The organism is Pseudoduganella guangdongensis (genome assembly GCF_009857475.1).
GTDB lineage: Bacteria > Pseudomonadota > Gammaproteobacteria > Burkholderiales > Burkholderiaceae_D > Rugamonas > Rugamonas guangdongensis.
This window is the reverse complement of the sequence record NZ_WWCJ01000004.1, coordinates 221,673-239,949: the sequence shown is the minus strand read 5'-3', so window position 1 is coordinate 239,949 and position 18,277 is coordinate 221,673. Positions and strand designations below refer to the sequence as shown.

Annotated in this window: 19 protein-coding genes; 13 read left to right on the top strand and 6 right to left on the bottom strand. The window is 64.7% G+C overall.

All coding sequences use genetic code 11. The annotated features are described in order from the left end of the window. Positions 1 to 55 precede the first annotated feature (55 nt). The 13 genes from fliF (at position 56) to fliR (ending at position 11,537) form a co-directional block, all read left to right on the top strand. Positions 56 to 1,774, top strand: a complete 1,719-nt coding sequence (fliF, locus tag GTP41_RS07165) for a flagellar basal-body MS-ring/collar protein FliF (protein WP_371867294.1) — start codon at positions 56 to 58, stop codon at positions 1,772 to 1,774. After that, the gene (fliG, locus tag GTP41_RS07160; RefSeq protein ID WP_161024879.1) at positions 1,767 to 2,768 is read left to right on the top strand and encodes a flagellar motor switch protein FliG; all 1,002 of its coding nucleotides are present in this window, start codon (positions 1,767 to 1,769) and stop codon (positions 2,766 to 2,768) included. The genes fliF and fliG overlap by 8 nt, the downstream gene beginning before the upstream one ends. Continuing rightward, the gene (locus GTP41_RS07155; protein ID WP_161024878.1) at positions 2,768 to 3,514 is read left to right on the top strand and encodes a flagellar assembly protein FliH; all 747 of its coding nucleotides are present in this window, start codon (positions 2,768 to 2,770) and stop codon (positions 3,512 to 3,514) included. Before fliG ends, GTP41_RS07155 begins: the two co-directional genes overlap by 1 nt. A 1-nt stretch (position 3,515) precedes the next feature. Continuing rightward, positions 3,516 to 4,919 (top strand): flagellar protein export ATPase FliI, encoded by a 1,404-nt coding sequence (fliI, locus tag GTP41_RS07150; RefSeq protein ID WP_161024877.1) that lies wholly within the window; start codon positions 3,516 to 3,518, stop codon positions 4,917 to 4,919. A 34-nt stretch (positions 4,920 to 4,953) separates the two neighbouring features. Continuing rightward, a complete protein-coding gene (gene fliJ / locus GTP41_RS07145; RefSeq protein ID WP_161024876.1) occupies positions 4,954 to 5,394 on the top strand; it encodes a flagellar export protein FliJ in 441 nt (146 codons plus the stop codon). Positions 5,395 to 5,402: 8 nt separating this feature from the next. Continuing rightward, complete coding sequence (locus GTP41_RS07140; protein WP_161024875.1) at positions 5,403 to 6,959, top strand: flagellar hook-length control protein FliK; 1,557 nt, start codon at positions 5,403 to 5,405, stop codon at positions 6,957 to 6,959. A 126-nt stretch (positions 6,960 to 7,085) separates the two neighbouring features. Next, positions 7,086 to 7,598: a flagellar basal body-associated protein FliL gene (gene fliL / locus GTP41_RS07135; protein WP_161024874.1), complete on the top strand. Its 513-nt coding sequence runs from the start codon at positions 7,086 to 7,088 to the stop codon at positions 7,596 to 7,598. A 13-nt stretch (positions 7,599 to 7,611) separates the two neighbouring features. Further along, the gene (fliM, locus tag GTP41_RS07130) at positions 7,612 to 8,592 is read left to right on the top strand and encodes a flagellar motor switch protein FliM (protein WP_161024873.1); all 981 of its coding nucleotides are present in this window, start codon (positions 7,612 to 7,614) and stop codon (positions 8,590 to 8,592) included. A gap of 21 nt (positions 8,593 to 8,613) precedes the next feature. Further along, positions 8,614 to 9,036: a flagellar motor switch protein FliN gene (gene fliN / locus GTP41_RS07125; protein ID WP_161024872.1), complete on the top strand. Its 423-nt coding sequence runs from the start codon at positions 8,614 to 8,616 to the stop codon at positions 9,034 to 9,036. Beyond that, positions 9,033 to 9,668, top strand: a complete 636-nt coding sequence (gene fliO, locus GTP41_RS07120) for a flagellar biosynthetic protein FliO (RefSeq protein ID WP_161024871.1) — start codon at positions 9,033 to 9,035, stop codon at positions 9,666 to 9,668. The genes fliN and fliO overlap by 4 nt, the downstream gene beginning before the upstream one ends. Further along, positions 9,658 to 10,419 carry a flagellar type III secretion system pore protein FliP gene (gene fliP / locus GTP41_RS07115; RefSeq protein ID WP_161024870.1) on the top strand — a complete coding sequence of 254 codons (762 nt, stop codon included), beginning with the start codon at positions 9,658 to 9,660 and terminating at the stop codon, positions 10,417 to 10,419. Before fliO ends, fliP begins: the two co-directional genes overlap by 11 nt. Positions 10,420 to 10,430: 11 nt before the next feature. Beyond that, positions 10,431 to 10,700, top strand: a complete 270-nt coding sequence (fliQ, locus tag GTP41_RS07110; protein ID WP_161024869.1) for a flagellar biosynthesis protein FliQ — start codon at positions 10,431 to 10,433, stop codon at positions 10,698 to 10,700. Positions 10,701 to 10,703: 3 nt separating this feature from the next. Further along, positions 10,704 to 11,537: a flagellar biosynthetic protein FliR gene (fliR, locus tag GTP41_RS07105; RefSeq protein WP_161024868.1), complete on the top strand. Its 834-nt coding sequence runs from the start codon at positions 10,704 to 10,706 to the stop codon at positions 11,535 to 11,537. Here the strand turns inward: fliR and flgL are convergent. Genes flgL through flgG form a run of 6 tightly spaced genes read right to left on the bottom strand, consistent with a single transcriptional unit; the run spans position 11,495 to position 18,252 of the window. After that, entirely contained in the window at positions 11,495 to 12,736 is a 1,242-nt protein-coding gene (gene flgL / locus GTP41_RS07100) for a flagellar hook-associated protein FlgL (RefSeq protein WP_308700836.1), read from the bottom strand. The two genes, fliR and flgL, sit on opposite strands and share 43 nt — an antisense overlap. A 21-nt stretch (positions 12,737 to 12,757) precedes the next feature. Next, the gene (gene flgK, locus GTP41_RS07095) at positions 12,758 to 14,716 is read right to left on the bottom strand and encodes a flagellar hook-associated protein FlgK (RefSeq protein ID WP_161024867.1); all 1,959 of its coding nucleotides are present in this window, start codon (positions 14,714 to 14,716) and stop codon (positions 12,758 to 12,760) included. Between the two features lie 47 nt (positions 14,717 to 14,763). Then, on the bottom strand, positions 14,764 to 15,675 hold the full coding sequence (gene flgJ / locus GTP41_RS07090; protein ID WP_161024866.1) for a flagellar assembly peptidoglycan hydrolase FlgJ: 912 nt from the start codon (positions 15,673 to 15,675) through the stop codon (positions 14,764 to 14,766). Positions 15,676 to 15,685: 10 nt separating this feature from the next. Next, complete coding sequence (locus GTP41_RS07085) at positions 15,686 to 16,792, bottom strand: flagellar basal body P-ring protein FlgI (protein ID WP_161024865.1); 1,107 nt, start codon at positions 16,790 to 16,792, stop codon at positions 15,686 to 15,688. A gap of 2 nt (positions 16,793 to 16,794) precedes the next feature. Further along, the gene (locus tag GTP41_RS07080; protein WP_161024864.1) at positions 16,795 to 17,460 is read right to left on the bottom strand and encodes a flagellar basal body L-ring protein FlgH; all 666 of its coding nucleotides are present in this window, start codon (positions 17,458 to 17,460) and stop codon (positions 16,795 to 16,797) included. 9 nt (positions 17,461 to 17,469) lie between these two features. Further along, the gene (gene flgG / locus GTP41_RS07075) at positions 17,470 to 18,252 is read right to left on the bottom strand and encodes a flagellar basal-body rod protein FlgG (RefSeq protein ID WP_161024863.1); all 783 of its coding nucleotides are present in this window, start codon (positions 18,250 to 18,252) and stop codon (positions 17,470 to 17,472) included. Positions 18,253 to 18,277 lie beyond the last annotated feature (25 nt).

The window sequence follows — 18,277 nt, the reverse complement described above, 5'->3', positions numbered from 1 at the left end:
GCGCATGATCGCTGGATAATGTGCAACAGGCCCATTAACCCCACAGTGATTACCCATGGCTGCAGCCGCCGAACAACTCGATATCGACGATCCAGACGTCCAGCAAGCCCCCAAGGGGCGCTTCGCCTTCTTCCAGACCCCGATGGGCAAGATGGTGATCCGCGGCGCGGCCGTGGCTGGCGTGCTGGCACTCATCCTGATGCTGTGGATGTGGAATAAGGAGCCGGACTACAAAGTCCTGTTCGCCAACTACACCGACAAGGACGGCGGCGCCATCACGGCGGCGCTGGACGCGGCCCAGATCAAGTACAAGCTGGCCGAGGGCGGCCAGGCCATCCTGGTGCCGTCCGACCAGGTGCACAATGTGCGCCTGCGCCTGGCCCAGCAGGGCTTGCCCAAGGGCGGCAATGTCGGCTTTGAAGTGATGGAGAACCAGAAGCTGGGCGTGTCCCAGTTCCTGGAACAGGTCAATTACCAGCGCGCGCTGGAAGGCGAGCTGGCGCGTTCGATCCAGTCCATCGGCGCAGTGGAGTCGGCGCGCGTGCACCTGGCCATGCCAAAACCGTCCGTCTTCGTGCGCGATGCGCAAAAGCCGACCGCCTCGGTGGTACTGCAGCTGCACGCCAACCGCATGATCGACCCGGCCCAGGTCAGCGCCATCGTGCACCTGGTCGCCTCGTCCGTGCCGGAGCTGTCGCCGGCCAATGTCACGGTGGTGGACCAGTCGGGCAACCTGGTGTCGGACCTGAACAAGAACGGCAACGCGGCCAACAACGCCAAGAACCTCGACGCGTCCCAGCTCAAGTATGTGCAGGAGATGCAGAAGCAGGTCATCAAGCAGGTCGAATCGATCATCACGCCGATCGTGGGCGAGGGCAATGTGCGCGCCGAGGCGGTGGCCGACGTCGATTTCTCCGCCATCGAGCAGGCGGCCGAAACCTATAAGCCGAATTCGCCGCCGGCCGCCTCGGCCATCCGCAGCCAGCAGAGCACGGAGACCAACGGCAATGCCAACCAGAATCCGGGCGGCATCCCGGGCGCGCTGTCGAACCAGCCGCCGGGCGTGGCGACGGCGCCGCTGACCACCACCCCGCCGGGCCAGCCGGCGCCTGGGGCGGCCGTTGCCACCGCCGCGCCGAGCCATAAGGAATCGACCACCAATTATGAAGTCGACAAGACTGTGCGTTATGAGCAGAAGGCGATGGCCGGACTCAAGCGCATGACGGTCGGCGTCGTAGTAAACTACCGTCGCACCATCGATAAAAACGGGAAGGTCGTGGTCAAGCCGCTCAGTGCGGATGAGATGGCCAAGATCAATAGCCTGGTGAAGGAAGCCATGGGCTACAACCAGGACCGTGGCGACTCCGTCAGCGTGGCCAACGCGCCATTCGACGGCGTCGACAAGGAGCCTGAACCACCGCTGGAATGGTGGCGCGATCCGGCCAACCTGCCGCTGGCGAAAGAGCTGGCCAAGTTCCTGATCACGGCGCTGATCCTGCTGTACATCCTGCTGCGTATCGTGCGCCCGATGATGCGGCCGGTGTTCAAGAAGATCGACCAGATCAACGAACCGGAGCCGGAACCGGAACCGGAGCCTATCGTGGAACCCCTCGGCCCGACACCGGAAGAATTGCTGGCGGAGGAAATCGCCAAGATGGAAGAAAACACTGCCCGCACCTACCGCGACAACCTGGCGCTGGCGAAGAAACTGGCAGCGGAAGACCCGCGCATCGTCGCCAACGTGCTCAAGGAATGGATAGGCAACAATGACTAGCGAAAACACCGGCCTGCAGAAGGCCGCCATCCTGATGCTGGCCCTGGGCGAGGCGGAAGCGGCCGAGGTCATGAAATTCCTCGGCCCGCGCGAAGTGCTCAAGCTGGGCGCCTCGATGGCCACCATGAAGAACATCCCGCATGAGATGGTGGTCGATGTGCTGGACGATTTCCGCGACCAGTACGCGGCCGCCTCCACCGTCGGCCTCGACTCGGACGAGTACATCCGCCAGGTGCTGACCAAGGCGCTGGGCGACGACAAGGCCTCGGTGCTGCTGTCGCGCATTTTGGGCGGCAAGGATGCGTCCGGCATTGAATCGCTGAAATGGATGGATTCGCAGTCGGTGGCCGAGCTGATCCGCAATGAGCACCCGCAGATCATCGCCACCATCCTGGTCCACCTGGAGCGCGACCAGGCTTGCGAAATCCTCGGCAATTTCACCGACCGTTTGCGCAACGACGTGGTGCTGCGGATCGCGACCCTGGACGGCGTGCAGCCGGCCGCGCTGCGCGAACTGAACGACGTGCTGACCAAGCTCCTGTCCGGCAACGAAAACATCAAGAAATCCACGCTGGGCGGCATCCGCGCGGCGGCGGAGATCCTGAACTTCATGTCCGGCGAGCAGGAACAGAACGTGATGGACAATATCAAGAACTACGACAACGATATGGCGCAGAAGATCATGGACGAGATGTTCGTGTTCGACAACCTGATCGATGTCGACGACCGCGGCATCCAGCTGCTGCTGCGCGAAGTGCAGTCCGAAATGCTGATCATCGCGCTGAAAGGCGCCTCGCCCGACCTGCGCGACAAGGTGTTCAAGAACATGTCGGCGCGCGCCTCGGAAATGATGCGCGAGGACCTGGAGAACAAAGGCCCGGTCCGCCTGTCCGAGGTGGAGACGCAGCAGAAGCAGATCCTGCAGATTGTGCGGCGCCTGGCCGATGAAGGCCAGATCGTGCTCGGTGGTAAAGGTGAGGATTCCTTCGTTTGATGTCGAATATTCCAAAAGAACAGCAGACCGCCTACCAGCGCTGGGAAATGCAATCCTTTGGCGACACGCGCCCGAGCGTGGTCGCGCAGCAGGAACGCGCAGCGGCGGAAGCGCGCGCCCATGCCGCCGCCGAAGAAGCCGCCGTCATCGAGGCCGAGGAAGCGGCCTACGCCGCTGAACACCCGCCGCAGCCCGAGTACCCGAGCGAGGAAGAACTGGCCGCCATCCGCGAAGAGGCGCGCCTGCAGGGCTATAACGAGGGCTTCAAGGCCGGCCACGAGGAAGGCATGGCGCAAGCGCTGGACGAGCAGCGCGCCGCCACCGAGCAGGCGCTGGCGCCGGTGCGCGAGATCGCCGACAACTTCAGCGCTGCCCTGCGCGAGGCCGACCAGGTCATCAGCAATGAAGTGCTGGAACTGGCCCTGCACCTGGCCAAGGGCATGCTGAAAACCGCCCTGCACGTCAAGCCGGAACTGGTGCTGCCGATCGTGCGCGAAGCGATCGAATACCTGCCGGCGCTGCAGCAGCCGGCCCTGCTGATCCTGCACCCCGAGGATGCCGTGGTGGTGCGCGATAGCATAGCCGAAGAACTGGACAAGGGCGGCTGGCGCGTGATCGACGACCCGACCCTGGAGCGCGGCGGCTGCAAGGTCGATACCGCCTCCAACCAGATCGATGCCACCGTGCCGTCGCGCTGGCAGCGCCTGAGCCTGGCGCTCGGCAAGGACGTGGACTGGCTGGGCTGACATGGGCGCTCCCGATCCGCACGTGCATGCCGGCCGCTGGCGTTCCTACCTGAACGACTGCGCCACCCTGGTCGACTTCATCGAGCCGATGCAAGTGTCGGGCCGCGTCACGCGCGTGGCCGGCCTGGTGATGGAGGCGGTCGGCCTGCGCCTGGCCGTGGGCGCCGCCTGCACCGTGCCCCTGCCCTCCGGCGGCAAGGTGGAGGCGGAAGTGGTCGGCTTCGAGGGCGACAAGCTGTTCCTGATGCCGCAAAGCGATGTCGAAGGCATTGTGCCCGGCACCCGCGTTTTCCCCGTGGAGCAAAGCGTACCGAAACCCGGCAGCGTGTCGCATCCGCGGCGGCGCCCGAGCGACCGCGCGCGCCATTTGCCGGTCGGCCCCGAACTGCTGGGCCGCGTGGTCGATGGCGCCGGCCGCCCGCTGGACGGCCTGGGCCCGATCCAGACCAGCGATTCGGCGCCGATCAATGTGCGTCCGGCCAACCCGCTGGGCCGCGCGCCCATCGTGGAAACGCTGGACGTGGGCGTGCGCTGCATCAACGCCATGCTGACCGTGGGACGCGGCCAGCGCATGGGCCTGTTCGCCGGTTCCGGCGTCGGCAAGTCGGTGCTGCTGGGCATGATGGCGCGCTACACGGAAGCCGACATCATCGTGGTCGGCCTGATCGGCGAACGGGGCCGCGAGGTCAAGGAATTCATCGAGCAAATCCTGGGCGAGGAAGGCTTGCGCCGCTCCTGCGTGGTGGCGGCGCCGGCCGACACGCCGCCGCTGATGCGCATGCAGGGTGCGGCCTATGCCACGGCGATCGCCGAGCACTTCCGCGACAAGGGCCAGAACGTGCTGCTGATCATGGATTCGCTGACCCGCTATGCCATGGCGCAGCGTGAAATCGCGCTGGCCATCGGCGAGCCGCCCGCCACCAAGGGCTACCCGCCCTCGGTCTTCGCCAAGCTGCCGGTGCTGGTCGAACGCGCCGGCAATGGCGAGCTGGGCGGTGGTTCCATCACGGCCTTCTACACCGTGCTGACCGAGGGCGACGACCAGCAGGATCCGATCGCCGACTCGGCGCGCGCCATCCTGGACGGCCACATCGTGCTCAATCGCCGCCTGGCCGAGGCCGGCCACTACCCGGCCATCGATATCGAACAGTCGATCAGCCGCGCCATGCACTCGATCACCTCGCACAGCCACCAGGACCAGGCGCGCAAGCTGAAACAGTTGTTTTCACGCTACGAACGCAGCCGCGACCTGATCGCCGTCGGCGCCTATACCCCGGGCACCGACCCGGTGCTGGACCAGGCCATCGGGCTGCACGACAAAATCGAGCAATTCTTACAACAACAGATTACCGAGCAAGTCACCATGCCGGAGAGCTTGGGCCAATTAACCACGCTATTCGACTGATTGATACGGCTGGCCTTGCCTATAATGAACCATCATGGCCTCTACCCAGCAACTGGAAACCCTGATTGACCTGGCCCGGCGGGAAACCGACGATGCGGCCAAGCGCCTTGGCGCGGCCCTGAAAGCCGTGGCCGACGCGGAAGAGAAGCTGAACATGCTGGTCGGCTACCGCGACGAATACGGCCGCCGCTTCGACGCTTCGCAACAGCAAGGCATTACGCCCTTGGCTTACCGCAATTTCCAGGCGTTCATGGAGAAACTGGATGCGGCCATCAAGGGCCAGGAAGATGTGCTGCGCCACAGCAAGGCGCGCGGCGACCAGGAAAAGCAGGCGTGGCAGGACGCGGAACGCAAACGCATGTCCTTCTCCACCCTGCGCGACCGGGCGCACGCCCAGGAGCTCAAGAAGGAAGCCAAGCGCGACCAGAAGGCCATGGATGAACACGCCTCTCGGCAGGCATTTTTCAAACGCTAGGTTTTACGATGAATACCCAGACTGTCCAGACCAATCCCCTCCTCTCCGGCAACCCGGCCAGCCCGCGTTCGGGCGCGGCCACGGCGGCCCAGGAGGATGGACAGTTCCTGCAAGCGCTGAACCGCCAGATCGAGCGCCAGGCCGCTGCGCTGCCGCCGACGCCGGCCCCGGCCGCCCCCGCCGCCCGCCGCGCCGAGGCCGCCAAGCCCGCTGCGGCCGCGCAGCCGCACAGCCAGCCGGCTCAGCAAGCCCAAGCAGCACGCCAGGCGCCGCCTGCCAATCCCCAGGCAGCCAAGCCGGCGCAGCCCGCGCCCGCCGCCAAACCGGCCAGCCAGCCAGCCAATACCAGCCCGGACGCAGCACATGCCGCGCGCGGCGGTGAGGCCACGCAGCAGGCCCCGGACGCCAGCGCCGCCGACGCCAGCAGCGCCACGGCGGCCCATGCCGGCGCCGCTGCCGCCGACGACGCCGGCGCCGCCGATGCTGCGCAGCAGCAAGCCAGTGACCCGATTGCCGAGATGCTGATGCTGATGGCCAGCCTGAACCAGCCCGCGGTCGCGACGACCGCACCCGCTGGCGAGGCCGCCAACCTGGCCGTCGCTGGCGCCGCGCAAGGGGCTGCGGCGCAGCTGGATAAACGCTTTGAAACTATGCCCATGGCGCAGTGGCCGGGCATGGCGACCGGCGCTGAACCACCGGCCAACATGGCGCCCGAGTATGCAGCGGAAGGCTTGCGCAGGATGATCGGCAATGCCGATGAGAACGGTGTATCCAGCCCGGCCATCGACCATGCCGCCCTGGCCAAGACACTTGCTGCGTTAGACGCCCGCATCGCCCAGCAGAGCGCTGCCGCCCAGTCGGGATCGGCGCCCGCGGCAGCGCTGGCGGCGGACGGGACCGACCTGGCCGCCGTCGCGCCGCAGCCAGGCGCCGGCGTGGCGCCGCCAGCCGACTTCCAGGCCACCCTGGCCCAGGCCAAGCTCGATGCCGGCAAAGCTGGCGAGGGCGCCGCGCGCGACGCCGCACAAACCATCCTGCCCGCCAGCACGGCGCAAGCCACGACCGCGCAAGCCCCCGCCGGCGCCGCCAACGCCCAGGCCGCGCAAGCCGTGGCCAGCAACCAGCTGCACGCCCGCGTCGGCAGCCAGGGCTGGGACCAGCAACTGGGGCAGAAAGTCGTGTGGATGGTGAATGGCGGCGAGCAAAGCGCCACCCTGACCCTGAACCCGCCCGACCTGGGCCCGCTGCAGGTGGTGCTGAGCGTTTCCAACGAGCAGACCAGCGTCGCCTTCATGGCGGCCCAGCCGGAAGTGCGCGAAGCGCTCGAGCAAGCCTTGCCGAAACTGCGCGAATCCATGGGTGAAGCCGGCATTGCGCTGGGCGACACCAGCGTCTCGGCCGGCAGCCAGGAACAGAAGGAAGCCTTCGAACAGATGGCCGCCAACAAGCGCGGCCGTGGCGTGGCGAATGGCCAAAATGACAATTCCGACAGCGCCGCCGGCGCCGACCAGCATGCGCACCAGGCACGCCGCAGCGTGCTGGGCGCGGTCGATACCTTCGCCTAAGGCAGAGATAGCCCCGCTTCCTGCCTCTTTTCGGCGCATCGCCCCCCGAAAGCTTTCGCGATAATGACATAATGGCGTCATGATCCAACTCTTGCATCCAGGGCAGAATTGAAAGCGAATCCAAAAATGAAGGCTGATGCGAAGGCAGAAGCAGCACCGGTAGGCGGTGGTTCCAAGAAGAAGCTGATCATCATCATGGCCAGCGTGCTGGTGCTTGCCCTGGCGGGCGGCGGCGGCGCCTGGTTCATGCTCCAGGGCGACAGCGAGGAGCATGCCGAGGACGCCAAGCCGGCCAAGAAAGCCAAGAAGGCCAAGAAAGCCGGCCCGCCGGTCTATGTGCCGGTGGACCAGTTCACGGTCAACCTGCAGCCGGAAAACGGCGAGCAGTACCTGCAACTGGCCATCACCCTGCAGGCCAGCAGCCTGGAAGAGTCGGAAGTCATCAAGAACAATATGCCCAAGCTGCGCAGCCGCATCCTGCTGCTGCTGTCGAGCAAGCACGCGTCCGAGATCAATACCCCGGAAGGCAAGCAACAGCTGAGCAAGGATATCCTGGAAGCCGTCAACCAGCCGTTTGAAAACGGCGAGGACAGCCAGGAAGTGGCCGAAGTGCTGTTTACGGCGTTTATCATCCAGTAAGGTTGTGTAAAGCATGGCTGATAATTTTCTCTCCCAGGAAGAAGTCGATGCCCTCTTAAAGGGCGTTAACGGCGATCAGGACGACGTCGCGACGCCCGAGGAGTCGACCGGTGTCCGCACCTATAACCTGGCGACGCAGGAACGCATCGTCCGGGGCCGGATGCCGACCCTGGAAATTATCAATGAGCGTTTCGCGCGCCTGCTGCGCGTGGGCCTGTTCAACTTCCTGCGCCGCAGCGCCGAAGTGTCGGTCGGTTCGGTGCGCGTCTCCAAGTATTCCGAGTTCATCCGCAACCTGGTGGTGCCGACCAACCTCAACCTGGTGCACATGAAGCCGCTGCGCGGCACCGCCCTGATGGTGTTCGACCCGGGCCTGGTGTTCCTGCTGGTGGACAACCTGTTCGGCGGCGACGGCCGCTTCCACACCCGGGTCGAAGGGCGCGATTTCACCCAGACCGAGCAGCGCATCATCCTGCGCATCCTCGATATCGTGTTCGAGGCCTATACCAAGTCGTGGGAACCGGTGTACCCGGTGGAGTTCGAGTACATCCGTTCCGAAATGAATACGCAGTTCGCCAACATCGCCACGCCGAACGAGGTGGTGGTGGCGTCGACCTTCACCATTGAGCTTGGCTCGGTGTCCGGCCAGATCCACTTCTGCATGCCGTACTCGATGATCGAACCGATCCGCGACGCGCTGACCTCCTCGCTGCAGGGCGAGGCGCTGGAAGTGGACAAGCGCTGGATCCGCCTGATGACGCAGCAAATCCAGATCGCCGAAGTGGAACTGGTGGCCAAGCTCGGTACCGCGAAAGTCAGTTTCGACGAGATCCTGAACATGAAGGTGGGCGATGTGATCCCGCTGGCCATTCCGGAAACCATCGAAGCCACCGTGGATGGCGTGCCCGTGATCGACTGCACCTATGGTGTGTTGAACGGGCAATACGCATTGAAGGTGGAGAAACTGCTGGCAAACGCCGATAATATGAAGTAAAGCAGCAAACAGGAGAGAAACATGTCGGACAATCAAGAAGACGATACCAGCAGCGAAGAGGATCTGTGGGGGGCCGCGATCGCCGAACAGGCCGCCGCGGAAGCTGCCGCCATGCAGAACCAGGCCGCCACTGCCGCCGTGTTCAAGGACTTTTCCAAGCAGCCGAACAAGACCGAAACCCATAACGATATCGACTTCATCCTCGATATCCCGGTCCAGCTGACGGTGGAACTGGGGCGTACCAAGATCGCCATCAAGAACCTGCTGCAACTGGCGCAGGGCTCGGTGGTGGAACTGGACGGCCTGGCCGGCGAACCGATGGACGTGCTGGTCAACGGCTGCCTGATCGCCCAGGGCGAGGTGGTGGTGGTGAACGATAAGTTCGGTATCCGCTTAACGGATATCATCACGCCTTCCGAACGCATCCGAAAATTGAATAAATGAAGCAAAGCCACGCCGTCCTTCGCACCCTGCGGCCGCTCACCCTGGCGGCCGCCTTCTGCCTCGCCAGCGCGCCCGCGCTGGCGCAGCAAGCGCCAGCCCCCGACACCATCGCCACCAGCCAGCAAGCCGCGCCGAGCGCCGACAGCGCCAGCGCGCCCGCTGCCCCTGCTGCCGCCGCGCCCGCCGCAACGCCCGAACAGCAAGCCGCGCTGGCCGGCGCCCGCGCCGCCAACGCCCCGGCGCCCGCCAATGTGCTGGCCGGGCAAGCGCCGTCCGCCGCCGGCTCCCTGCTGCAAACCATCCTCTCGCTTGGCTTCGTCATCGCCCTGCTGGTCGGCCTGGCCTGGCTGCTCAAGCGCTTCGGCCCGAAACACATCACCGGCGGCACCACGGTCAAGCTGGTCGGCGCCCTCAGCGTCGGCGCGCGCGAGCGCATCCTGGTGGTGGAAGTGGGCGAGCAATGGATCGTGGTGGGCGCCTCGCCCGGCCGCATGAACGCCCTGGCCACCATGCCGCGCCAGGAAGTCGACCAGGCCGACCTGGCCGGCGCGCAGGCGGTGCCCGGGCCCATGGGCTCAGCCAATTTCGCCGAGTGGTTCAAACAGACGATTGAAAAGCGCAATGGCAAATAAGTTCGCCCTGCGCCGCGCCGCCGCCCTGGCCCTCGCCGCGCCGGCCTTGCTGCTGCCGCTGGCCGCGCTGGCCGAACCGACCATTCCCGCCTTCACCAGCACGCCGGCCCCGGGCGGCGGCACCAATTACGGCCTGACGCTGCAAACGCTGATCCTGATGACGGCGCTGAGCTTCATCCCGGCCGCGCTGCTGATGATGACCGGCTTCACCCGCATCGTGATCGTGCTGTCGCTGCTGCGCCAGGCGCTTGGCACGCAGTCGGCCCCGCCCAACCAGGTGATCATCGGCCTGTCGCTGTTCCTGACCTTCTTCGTCATGAGCCCGGTGTTCGACAAGATCTACACCGAAGCCTGGATTCCGCTGCAGGAAAACAAGATCAGCATGCAGCAGGCCATGGACCGCTCGGCCGCGCCGCTCAAGACCTTCATGCTCAAGCAGACGCGCCAGTCCGACCTGGCCCTGTTCGTCAAGATTTCGCGCAGCCCGGCCCTGCAGGGACCGGAGGACGTGCCGCTGAAAGTGCTGGTGCCGGCCTTTATCACCTCCGAGCTGAAGACCGCCTTCCAGATCGGCTTTGCCATCTTCATCCCCTTCCTCATCATCGACATGGTGGTGGCCTCGGTGCTGATGTCGATGGGTATGATGATGATGTCGCCCGCCGTGATTTCGCTGCCGTTCAAGCTGATGCTGTTCGTGCTGGTCGATGGCTGGCAACTGCTGCTGGGCTCCCTGTCCCAGAGCTTCTACTAGGGGAGCCGGCCATGAACCCGGAAACCGTTATGACCATGGGCCGCCAGGCCATGGAAGTCACGTTGATGGTCTCGGCGCCGCTGCTGCTGGTGGCGCTGGTGATCGGCCTGATCGTCTCGATCTTCCAGGCCGCCACCCAGATCAACGAAGCCACCCTGTCCTTCATCCCCAAGCTGGTGGGCGTGTTTGTCGCCTTGGTGGTGGCCGGGCCGTGGATGCTGTCCGTCATGCTCGACTACATGCGCCAGGTGCTGACCGGGATTCCCACCTTCGTCAGCTGACCCATGCTGGTTGTCACCTCCGCCGAACTCAACACCTGGATCGCCGCCCTGCTGTGGCCGACCGCGCGCATCCTGGCCCTGATCGCCGCCTCCCCCATCTTCGGCAATGCCCGCATCCCGATGCGCGTGAAAGTCGCGCTGGGGGTGCTGATGGCGATGGTGGTGGCGCCCGGTGTGCCCGCCATGCCGGCGCTCGACCCGGCCGGCTGGGCCGGGCTGTCGGTGCTGGCGCGCGAAATCGTGATCGGCGCCGGCATGGGCTTCGCCATGCGCCTGGTGTTTGCCGCGGTGGAGATGGCGGGCGAAATCTCCAGCCTGACCATGGGCCTGGGTTTCGCCAGCTTCTTCGACCCCATGTCGCAGGGCCGCTCCTCGGCCGTCTCGCAGTTCCTGGTGTGGATCGTGACGCTGGCGGTGCTGGCCGTGAACGCCCACCTGGTATTGCTGGAAGCGCTGGCGGAAAGTTTCTACACCCTGCCGGTGGCGGCAATTGCCTTCCACAACAACGGCTTCTGGGAACTGGCGCTATGGGGCGCCAAGATCTTCTCGGCCGGCCTGCAGTTATCGCTGCCGATTGTCGCCGCCCTGCTGATCACCAACGTCGCGCTCGGCATCCTGACCCGCGCCGCGCCGCAGCTGAACCTGTTCGGCATCGGCTTCCCCATCACACTCGGCGTCGGCTTCCTGACATTGACGATGACCCTGCCCTACATGAACATGCCGATCCAGACCCTGGTCAACCAGGGCATCGAAAAAGCGCGGCAACTGCCGCGCGAGTGGGATAGCCGCAAGCCTCAGATGAAGTTAAACAGCGACAAGCCGGTCAACGCCTTGTAGGATTTCTGCGCTGCTTCCAGGTTGGTTTGCAGCTGGGTGAAGCGGGAGATGGTTTCCACCGGGTCGGCGTCCAGCAGGTCGCCGATCTGCTGCGCGTAGGCGATGTTGAGGTCGTCGCCGGCACTGTCGAGGTGGTCGAGTTCCTTCAGGCCCGAACCCACGCTGGCGCGCACCGACAATACCTTGTCCAGGGCGTTGCTCATGTTCTGGTTTGCCAGGTTGAGCTGGTTGGTGCGCTCGGCGTCGGCCACCGGATTGGACGGGCTGGCCGACAGTGCCGTGATCAGGTTGCGCATGGTGGTGAACATGGACTGGTTGGTGCTCGGGTCCACCGTGAACTGGTCGAGGTCGGCCGGCTTGCCCTTGATGTCGAGCTGCATGCCGTCGAATATGATCGGTTCGCCCGGCTTGTAGGGCTGGTTCAGCAATGGCTGGCCGCCGTTCGTCAGGTCGTTGACCGTGAAGGTCGTCACTTCCGGCACGCCCGGGGTGGCCGGCACCACGGTAAAGTCGATGGTGTACTTGTGGCCGGTCAGCGCCGCCTGGTCCACCACCGAGCCCGGCGAAATAATCCCGGTGCCGCCGCGCGTCTGGTTGCCGGCCGTGGCCCCCGTTACGAAGGTGCCGTTGCCGGTCAGGATTTCTTCGTAGATGGAGGAGCCCGATACGCTGATTGGCAGCTTGCGCGAGGTCGCCACCTGCAGGTCGCGCGCGCCCTGGTCGCCCTGGTAATTGGCGCCGGTCGAATTCTTGGCAAATGGCTGGGTCGCCAGCTTGTAACCGGAAAACAGGAAGCCGCCGGTGCCATCGGTGGCATTGGCCTGGCCCAGCAAGTCGTCCAGGCGCCCTTCCAGCTCGGTCGCCAGCGACAGGCGGTCCTGCTGCGACAGCGCCGGGTTGCCGGCGTTGACGATCAGGCGCTTGACGTCCTGCAGCAGGTCGTCGGTGTTCTGCAGCGACTGGTCCACCAGCGACATCGAACTGCGCGCATTGGTGCGGTTGGTCACGAACTGGGTGTTCATCTCCTTCGACTGGCTGATCTCCAGCGCGCGCGCCGACGCGACAGGATCATCGGCCGGGGTCAGCACGCGGCGCCCGGTCGAGAGCTGCAACTGGGCCCGCTGCAGTTGCGACTGCAGGGTATTCAACTGGCCCACGCCATTGTTGTAGATGATATTGGAGCTGATGCGCATGACCATGATGCTATTCCTTCAAATTACTTAACCGCCCAGCGAGAGCAAGGTGTCGAACAAGGTGGCGGCGGTGGCCATGACCTTGGCCGAAGCCTGGTAGGCTTGCTGGTAGCGGATCAGGTTGGCGGCCTCTTCGTCGAGGTTCACGCCCGAAATCGATTGCTGCACTTCCGTTGCCTGCGCCACTGCGGTTTCCATCGCGGCGCTGTTGATGTCGGCTTCGCGCGTGCGGTTGCCGATCATATTGACCAGGCCGGCATAGGTGGACTGGTAGCTGGCGGTGCCGCCCAGCATGGTGTTCTTGGTTTGCAGGGCGGCCAATGCCACGCCGTTGCGGTTGTCGCCGACGCCGCTGCCGGGCTTGATGTCGAACTTGTCGAGGTCGCCCGGCGTGCCGCTCAGCGTAAAGCTGAGGCCGCTGAAGCTGATCTTGGCGCCCGAAGTGTAGGTCACCGGGGTGCCGGCCGGGAATACGGTGGCAACACCGGCTTCGTCAGTCACCGTCACATCCACTGCCGGGAAGCCGCTCAGCGTGTTGCTGGCCAGGTCGTAAGTCAGGTTGACCGGCGCCGCCAGCGCATTGCCCGGCAACAGGTAGTTGGCATCAACCTCGCCCGGGCTCATCTTGACCTTGCCGGTATTGGTGCTCGGCGTCGAGGTGCTGATCGGGGCGGCCAGGGCGATCTTGGTGCCGTCCTTGATTGCCACTTCCATGGTGGAGGCGGCGTAATACGTCGGCCGGATCTCGGCATGGTCGCCCACCACCGGCACACCGGTGATATTGAACGAGACGCCGTCGATCACTTGCGGCACGCCCCCCTGCGGGAATGGCGAAATCGCGGTCGCCACGCCATCCGAGCGGCGCGTCAGCACCAGGTTGGTGCCGTCGAAATTCATATCATAGTCGGCGCCGGTCAGCGCGCCGCCGTCCACCACGGTGGCGGCGATGTCCAGCGTGCTGCTGCTGGCGTTGTCGCGGTCATAGCCGACGTAGGCCTGGATATCCTTGAAGAAGTTGCCGCCCGGCTGGCCGTTCTGGTCCAGGCCCAGCTTGTGCTGGTCATTGAAGGTGTCGGTCAGGCCAGCAGCGATCAGGCCCAGCTGGTTCTGCGCCTTGTCCAGGCCTTCATTACGGAATTGCATCAGGCCGCCCAGTTGGCCGCCCACCAGCACCGCGTCCGGCAGGATGGCCAGCTTGTTTTGCGTCTGGTAACCCACCACCACGCGGCTCGGGTCGGTATCCGAGGTGCCGACCGCCAGGGCTTGCGCGTTGCCACCCACCACCAGCGGCTGGCCGCTGCCGAACGACACGTTCAGCATATGGTTGTCGGCCTGGGTCACATTGACCTTGATGATCTTGTTCATCTCGCTGATGACCTGGTCACGCTGGTCCAGCAAGTCGTTCGGGATGCGCGAAGGATCCACCGACAGGCCGGCGATCTGGTTGTTCAGGTCGGCCACGCGGCGGGCGAAGGCGTTGAGTTCGGACACATTGGCCGTGATGGCGGCATTGGTGCCACTTTGCAAGTCCGACAAGCGGTCGTTCATGGTGTGAAAGCGCGAGGCCAGCGTTTCCGCGGAGGACAGCATGGCCTGGCGCGAGGCCGACGAGGCCGGCGCCGAGTTGGCGTCCTGGATGCCCTTGAAGAAACCTTGCAGCGCAGGCGACAGCCCGACCGTCGAATCGGCCAGCATATTGTCGATCTGGCTGATCTGCTTCAGGTAGGTGTCGACCGACGCCTGCTGGGTCTGCACGCCCAGCAGCTGCTTGTTGACGAAATCATCATAGACGCGCTTGACCTGCGCCACTTCGGTGCCGGTGCCGATGAAGCCAACACCCACATTCAGCGGCGGCGTGGTGCCCTGGATGACGGTCTGGCGGCTATAGCCGGGCACAGCCGCATTGGCAATATTGTGGCCGGTCGTGGTCAGCCCGGTCTGGGCGGCCATTAAGCCGGATTTCGCGATACCAAAGAGTGCAGTCATGATGTCTCAGTTAACGGCGCTGCGCAGCAAAACTTGAAATGGCTCAACTAAGCCAATGTCCTTTTGATAATGCTGGCCAGCTTGGTGGCATAGTTGGGGTCGGTGGCGTAGCCCGCGTTCTGCAGGTTGCGCGCAAAGCCGGCGGCGTCAGTGCCGTTGGCGGCGGCCAGGGCTTTTTCGTAGCGCGGATTCTTGGTAATCAGGCGCGCATAGTCTTTAAAGCTGTCGGCATAGCTGTCATAGGCGCGGAATTTCTCGACGCGCACTTGCGGCTTGCCATTCACATATTCGGTGGTGGCGGTTTCGACCACGCGGCCTTTCCAGTCGGGGCCGGCCTTGATGCCGAACAGGTTGTGGCTGTTACTGCCGTCGCGGCCCTTGATTTCGCGGCGGCCCCAGCCGGACTCCAGCGCGGCCTGGCCCAGCATGAATTTGGCCGGGATGCCGGAGGCGCGGCTGGCCTCCTCCGCATGGCTGGTCAATTTGTCCTGGAAGGCGCGCACGTGGGCCGGCTTGTTGTCGGCCGCCTTGTCGCTCTTGCCGGCGATGGCGCTGGCGCCGCCGCTGGCTTCGATCGAACGCTGCAGTTTGGCCTGGTCGAGCAAGGCGCGCGCCATCGGGTCACCGGCGCTGATGTCCTGCTGCTGCAGGGTTTTCGACAGCTGGCGCACCAGCACGTCGGCCAGGCCGATGCCCTTCTTGGCGATGTCCTGGCTGGTCTGCTGGTCCAGCATGGTGGTGAACATCTTGGTCTGCTGGTTGTCGAACATGCCGTCCTGCGGCGTGGCCTCGCGCATGCTCTTCATCATCATATTGACGAACATGGCTTCGAACTGGACCGCCGTGGTCTTCAGCGCTTCCGGCGAACCGGCGCGCGCCGATTGGCGCAAGTCGCCAAAGCCCTTGCTGTCGATGGCAAGCCCGTTGTTCAGGTCGGTCGAGACGGTCCGAGGGATCATGGCGGCGTCCTCAAATGATTTCCAGCTCGGCGCGCAGCGAACCCGCTGCCTTCATCGCCTGCAGGATGGCCAGCAAATCTTGCGGCGAGGCGCCGATGGCGTTCAGGGCCTTGACCACTTCGGCCAGCGAAGCGCCGCCCTTCAGCATGATGACCTTGCCGGAGTCTTTCTTGATGTCCACATTGCCCTGCTGGACAACGGCTGTCTGGCCACCGCTGAGCGGGTTGGGCTGGCTGACCTGGGTCTCGGCACTCACCGATACTGACAGGTTGCCGTGCGATATGGCGCACGTCTCAAGCGTCACTTCCTGGTTCATCACGACCGAGCCGGTGCGCGCATTCATGATGACTTTGGCCGCCTGGCGCGCCGGGCGCACATCGATGCTTTCCAGGTCGCCGATAAAGGCCACCCGCGCGTCGCTCGACGAGGGCGCGGTGACACGGATGGTGCGGCCATCCTGCGCGTAGGCCACGCCCGGGCCGTATCTGTCGTTGATGGCGGTGACCACGCGGCTGGCCGTGGCAAAATCGGTAGTGTTCAGTTCAAGGCGGATCTGGTTGCCGTCGCCAAGCGCGGTCGGCACCGCGCGTTCCACCGTGGCGCCGTTGGAAATGCGGCCCACCGACAGGTGGTTGACCACCACGGAAGCACCGCCGCCCGGCGCCTGCGCGCCCACGCCGCCCACCAGCACATTGCCCTGTGCCATGCCGTACACCTGGCCATCCGCGCCTTTCAGCGGCGTCATCAGCAAGGTGCCGCCGCGCAGCGATTTGGCGTTACCCATGGAGGAGACGGTGACATCGATCTGCTGGCCCGGCTGCGCGAACGCCGGCAGGTTGGTGGTCACCATCACGGCCGCCACGTTTTTCAACTGCAGGGTGGTGCCGGCCGGCAGCGCCACCCCCATCTGCTGCAGCATGGAGGCCACCGATTGCACGGTGAACGGGGTTTGCGTGGTCTGGTCGCCCGAGCCGTCCAGGCCAACCACCAGGCCGTAGCCCATCAACTGGTTCTGGCGCACGCCGGCAACGCTGGCCAGGTCCTTCAGGCGCTCCGCCTGCGCGGACGGCGCCAGGACCAGGGCGGCGGCAAGAGCGAGGATCGTGAAAGTTTTCATGGTCAGAATGGCAGCAGGCTGAGGAAGAAGCGCGACAGCATGGACTGCACTTCAGCGCGGTCGATATTGCTCTTGGTGCGGTATTCGACGCGGGCATCGGCAATGGCGGTCGAGGTGACGGAATTGCCGTTGACGATGGAATCCGGGTTCACCATGCCGGAAATGCGGATGTACTCGGTACCCTTGTTCAAGCCGACCTGCTTTTCGCCGGCGATCACCAGGTTCCCGTTCGGCAGCACTTCGACCACGGTGGCGCCGATGGTGCCGGTGAACGTGTTGCTCATGGACTGGTTGTCGGCGTCGGCGTACTTGTTGTCGGCGCTGGTGGCAACATTGGTGCCCAGCTTGTTCTGGAACACGCCCGGGATGCCGAAGTTGACGCTGCCCGACTTGTTGCCCGAGCTGGCGCCGTTCTTCACCGCCGCCGTGTTTTCCGTGATGACGACATTGATCACATCGCCCACGTGGCGCGCGCGCCGGTCTTCGAAGGCTGGACGGTAGGAATTGCTCTGGTAAATCGCGCCATTGGTCTGCGCCACGGGCGGATACGGCGGCGGCAGCGGGCGCGCGCTGGTCGGGCCGCTGACGATGGACGACGGCGCCGTGGCGCAGGCGGACAGCAGCAGCGCGGCAGCGGTGACGGCAAGGGCGGCGAAATTCGGGCGCATGGCGAATCCTTACAGCTGCGACAGGCGCTGCAGCATCTGGTCCGAGGTGGTGATCGCCTTCGAGTTGATCTCATAGGCGCGCTGGGTCTGGATCATATTCACCATTTCCTCCACCACGTTGACGTTGGAGGTTTCCACGTAGCCCTGCAGGATCACCCCGGTGCCATTGGTGCCCGGCTGGTTGACGGTGGCCGCGCCCGAGGCGCCGGTCTCCACATACAGGTTCTCCCCTTTCGACTCCAGGCCGGTCGGGTTGATGAAGGTCGACAGCTGGATATTGCCGATCTGCTGCGGCGCCACCTGGCCCGGCAGCGTGACCGACACGGTGCCGTCGCGGCCCACCGTGATGCTCTGCGCATTGATCGGGATGGTGATGGCCGGCTGCAGCACGAAGCCGCTGGAGGTGACCATCTGGCCATTATTGTCGCGCTGGAACGAACCGTCGCGGGTATAGGCCGTGGTGCCATCCGGCAGCAGCACATTGAAGAAGCCGTTGCCGTTGACCATCATGTCCTTGTCGTTGCCGGTCGACTGCGGGTTGCCCTGGGTGTGGATGCGCTCGATCGCCACCGGACGCACGCCGGTGCCAAGCTGCATGCCGGAAGGCAGCTGGGTCTGCTGCGAGGAAGCGGCGCCCGGCTGGCGGATGTTCTGGTACAGCAGGTCCTCAAAGACCGCGCGCGACTTCTTGAAGCCATTGGTTTGCACGTTCGCCAGGTTGTTGGACACGGTGTCCATCTGGGTCTGCTGTGCTTCCATGCCTGTCTTGGCAATCCACAGTGATCGAATCATTTGCCTGCTCCAGTTACGGTTTTTC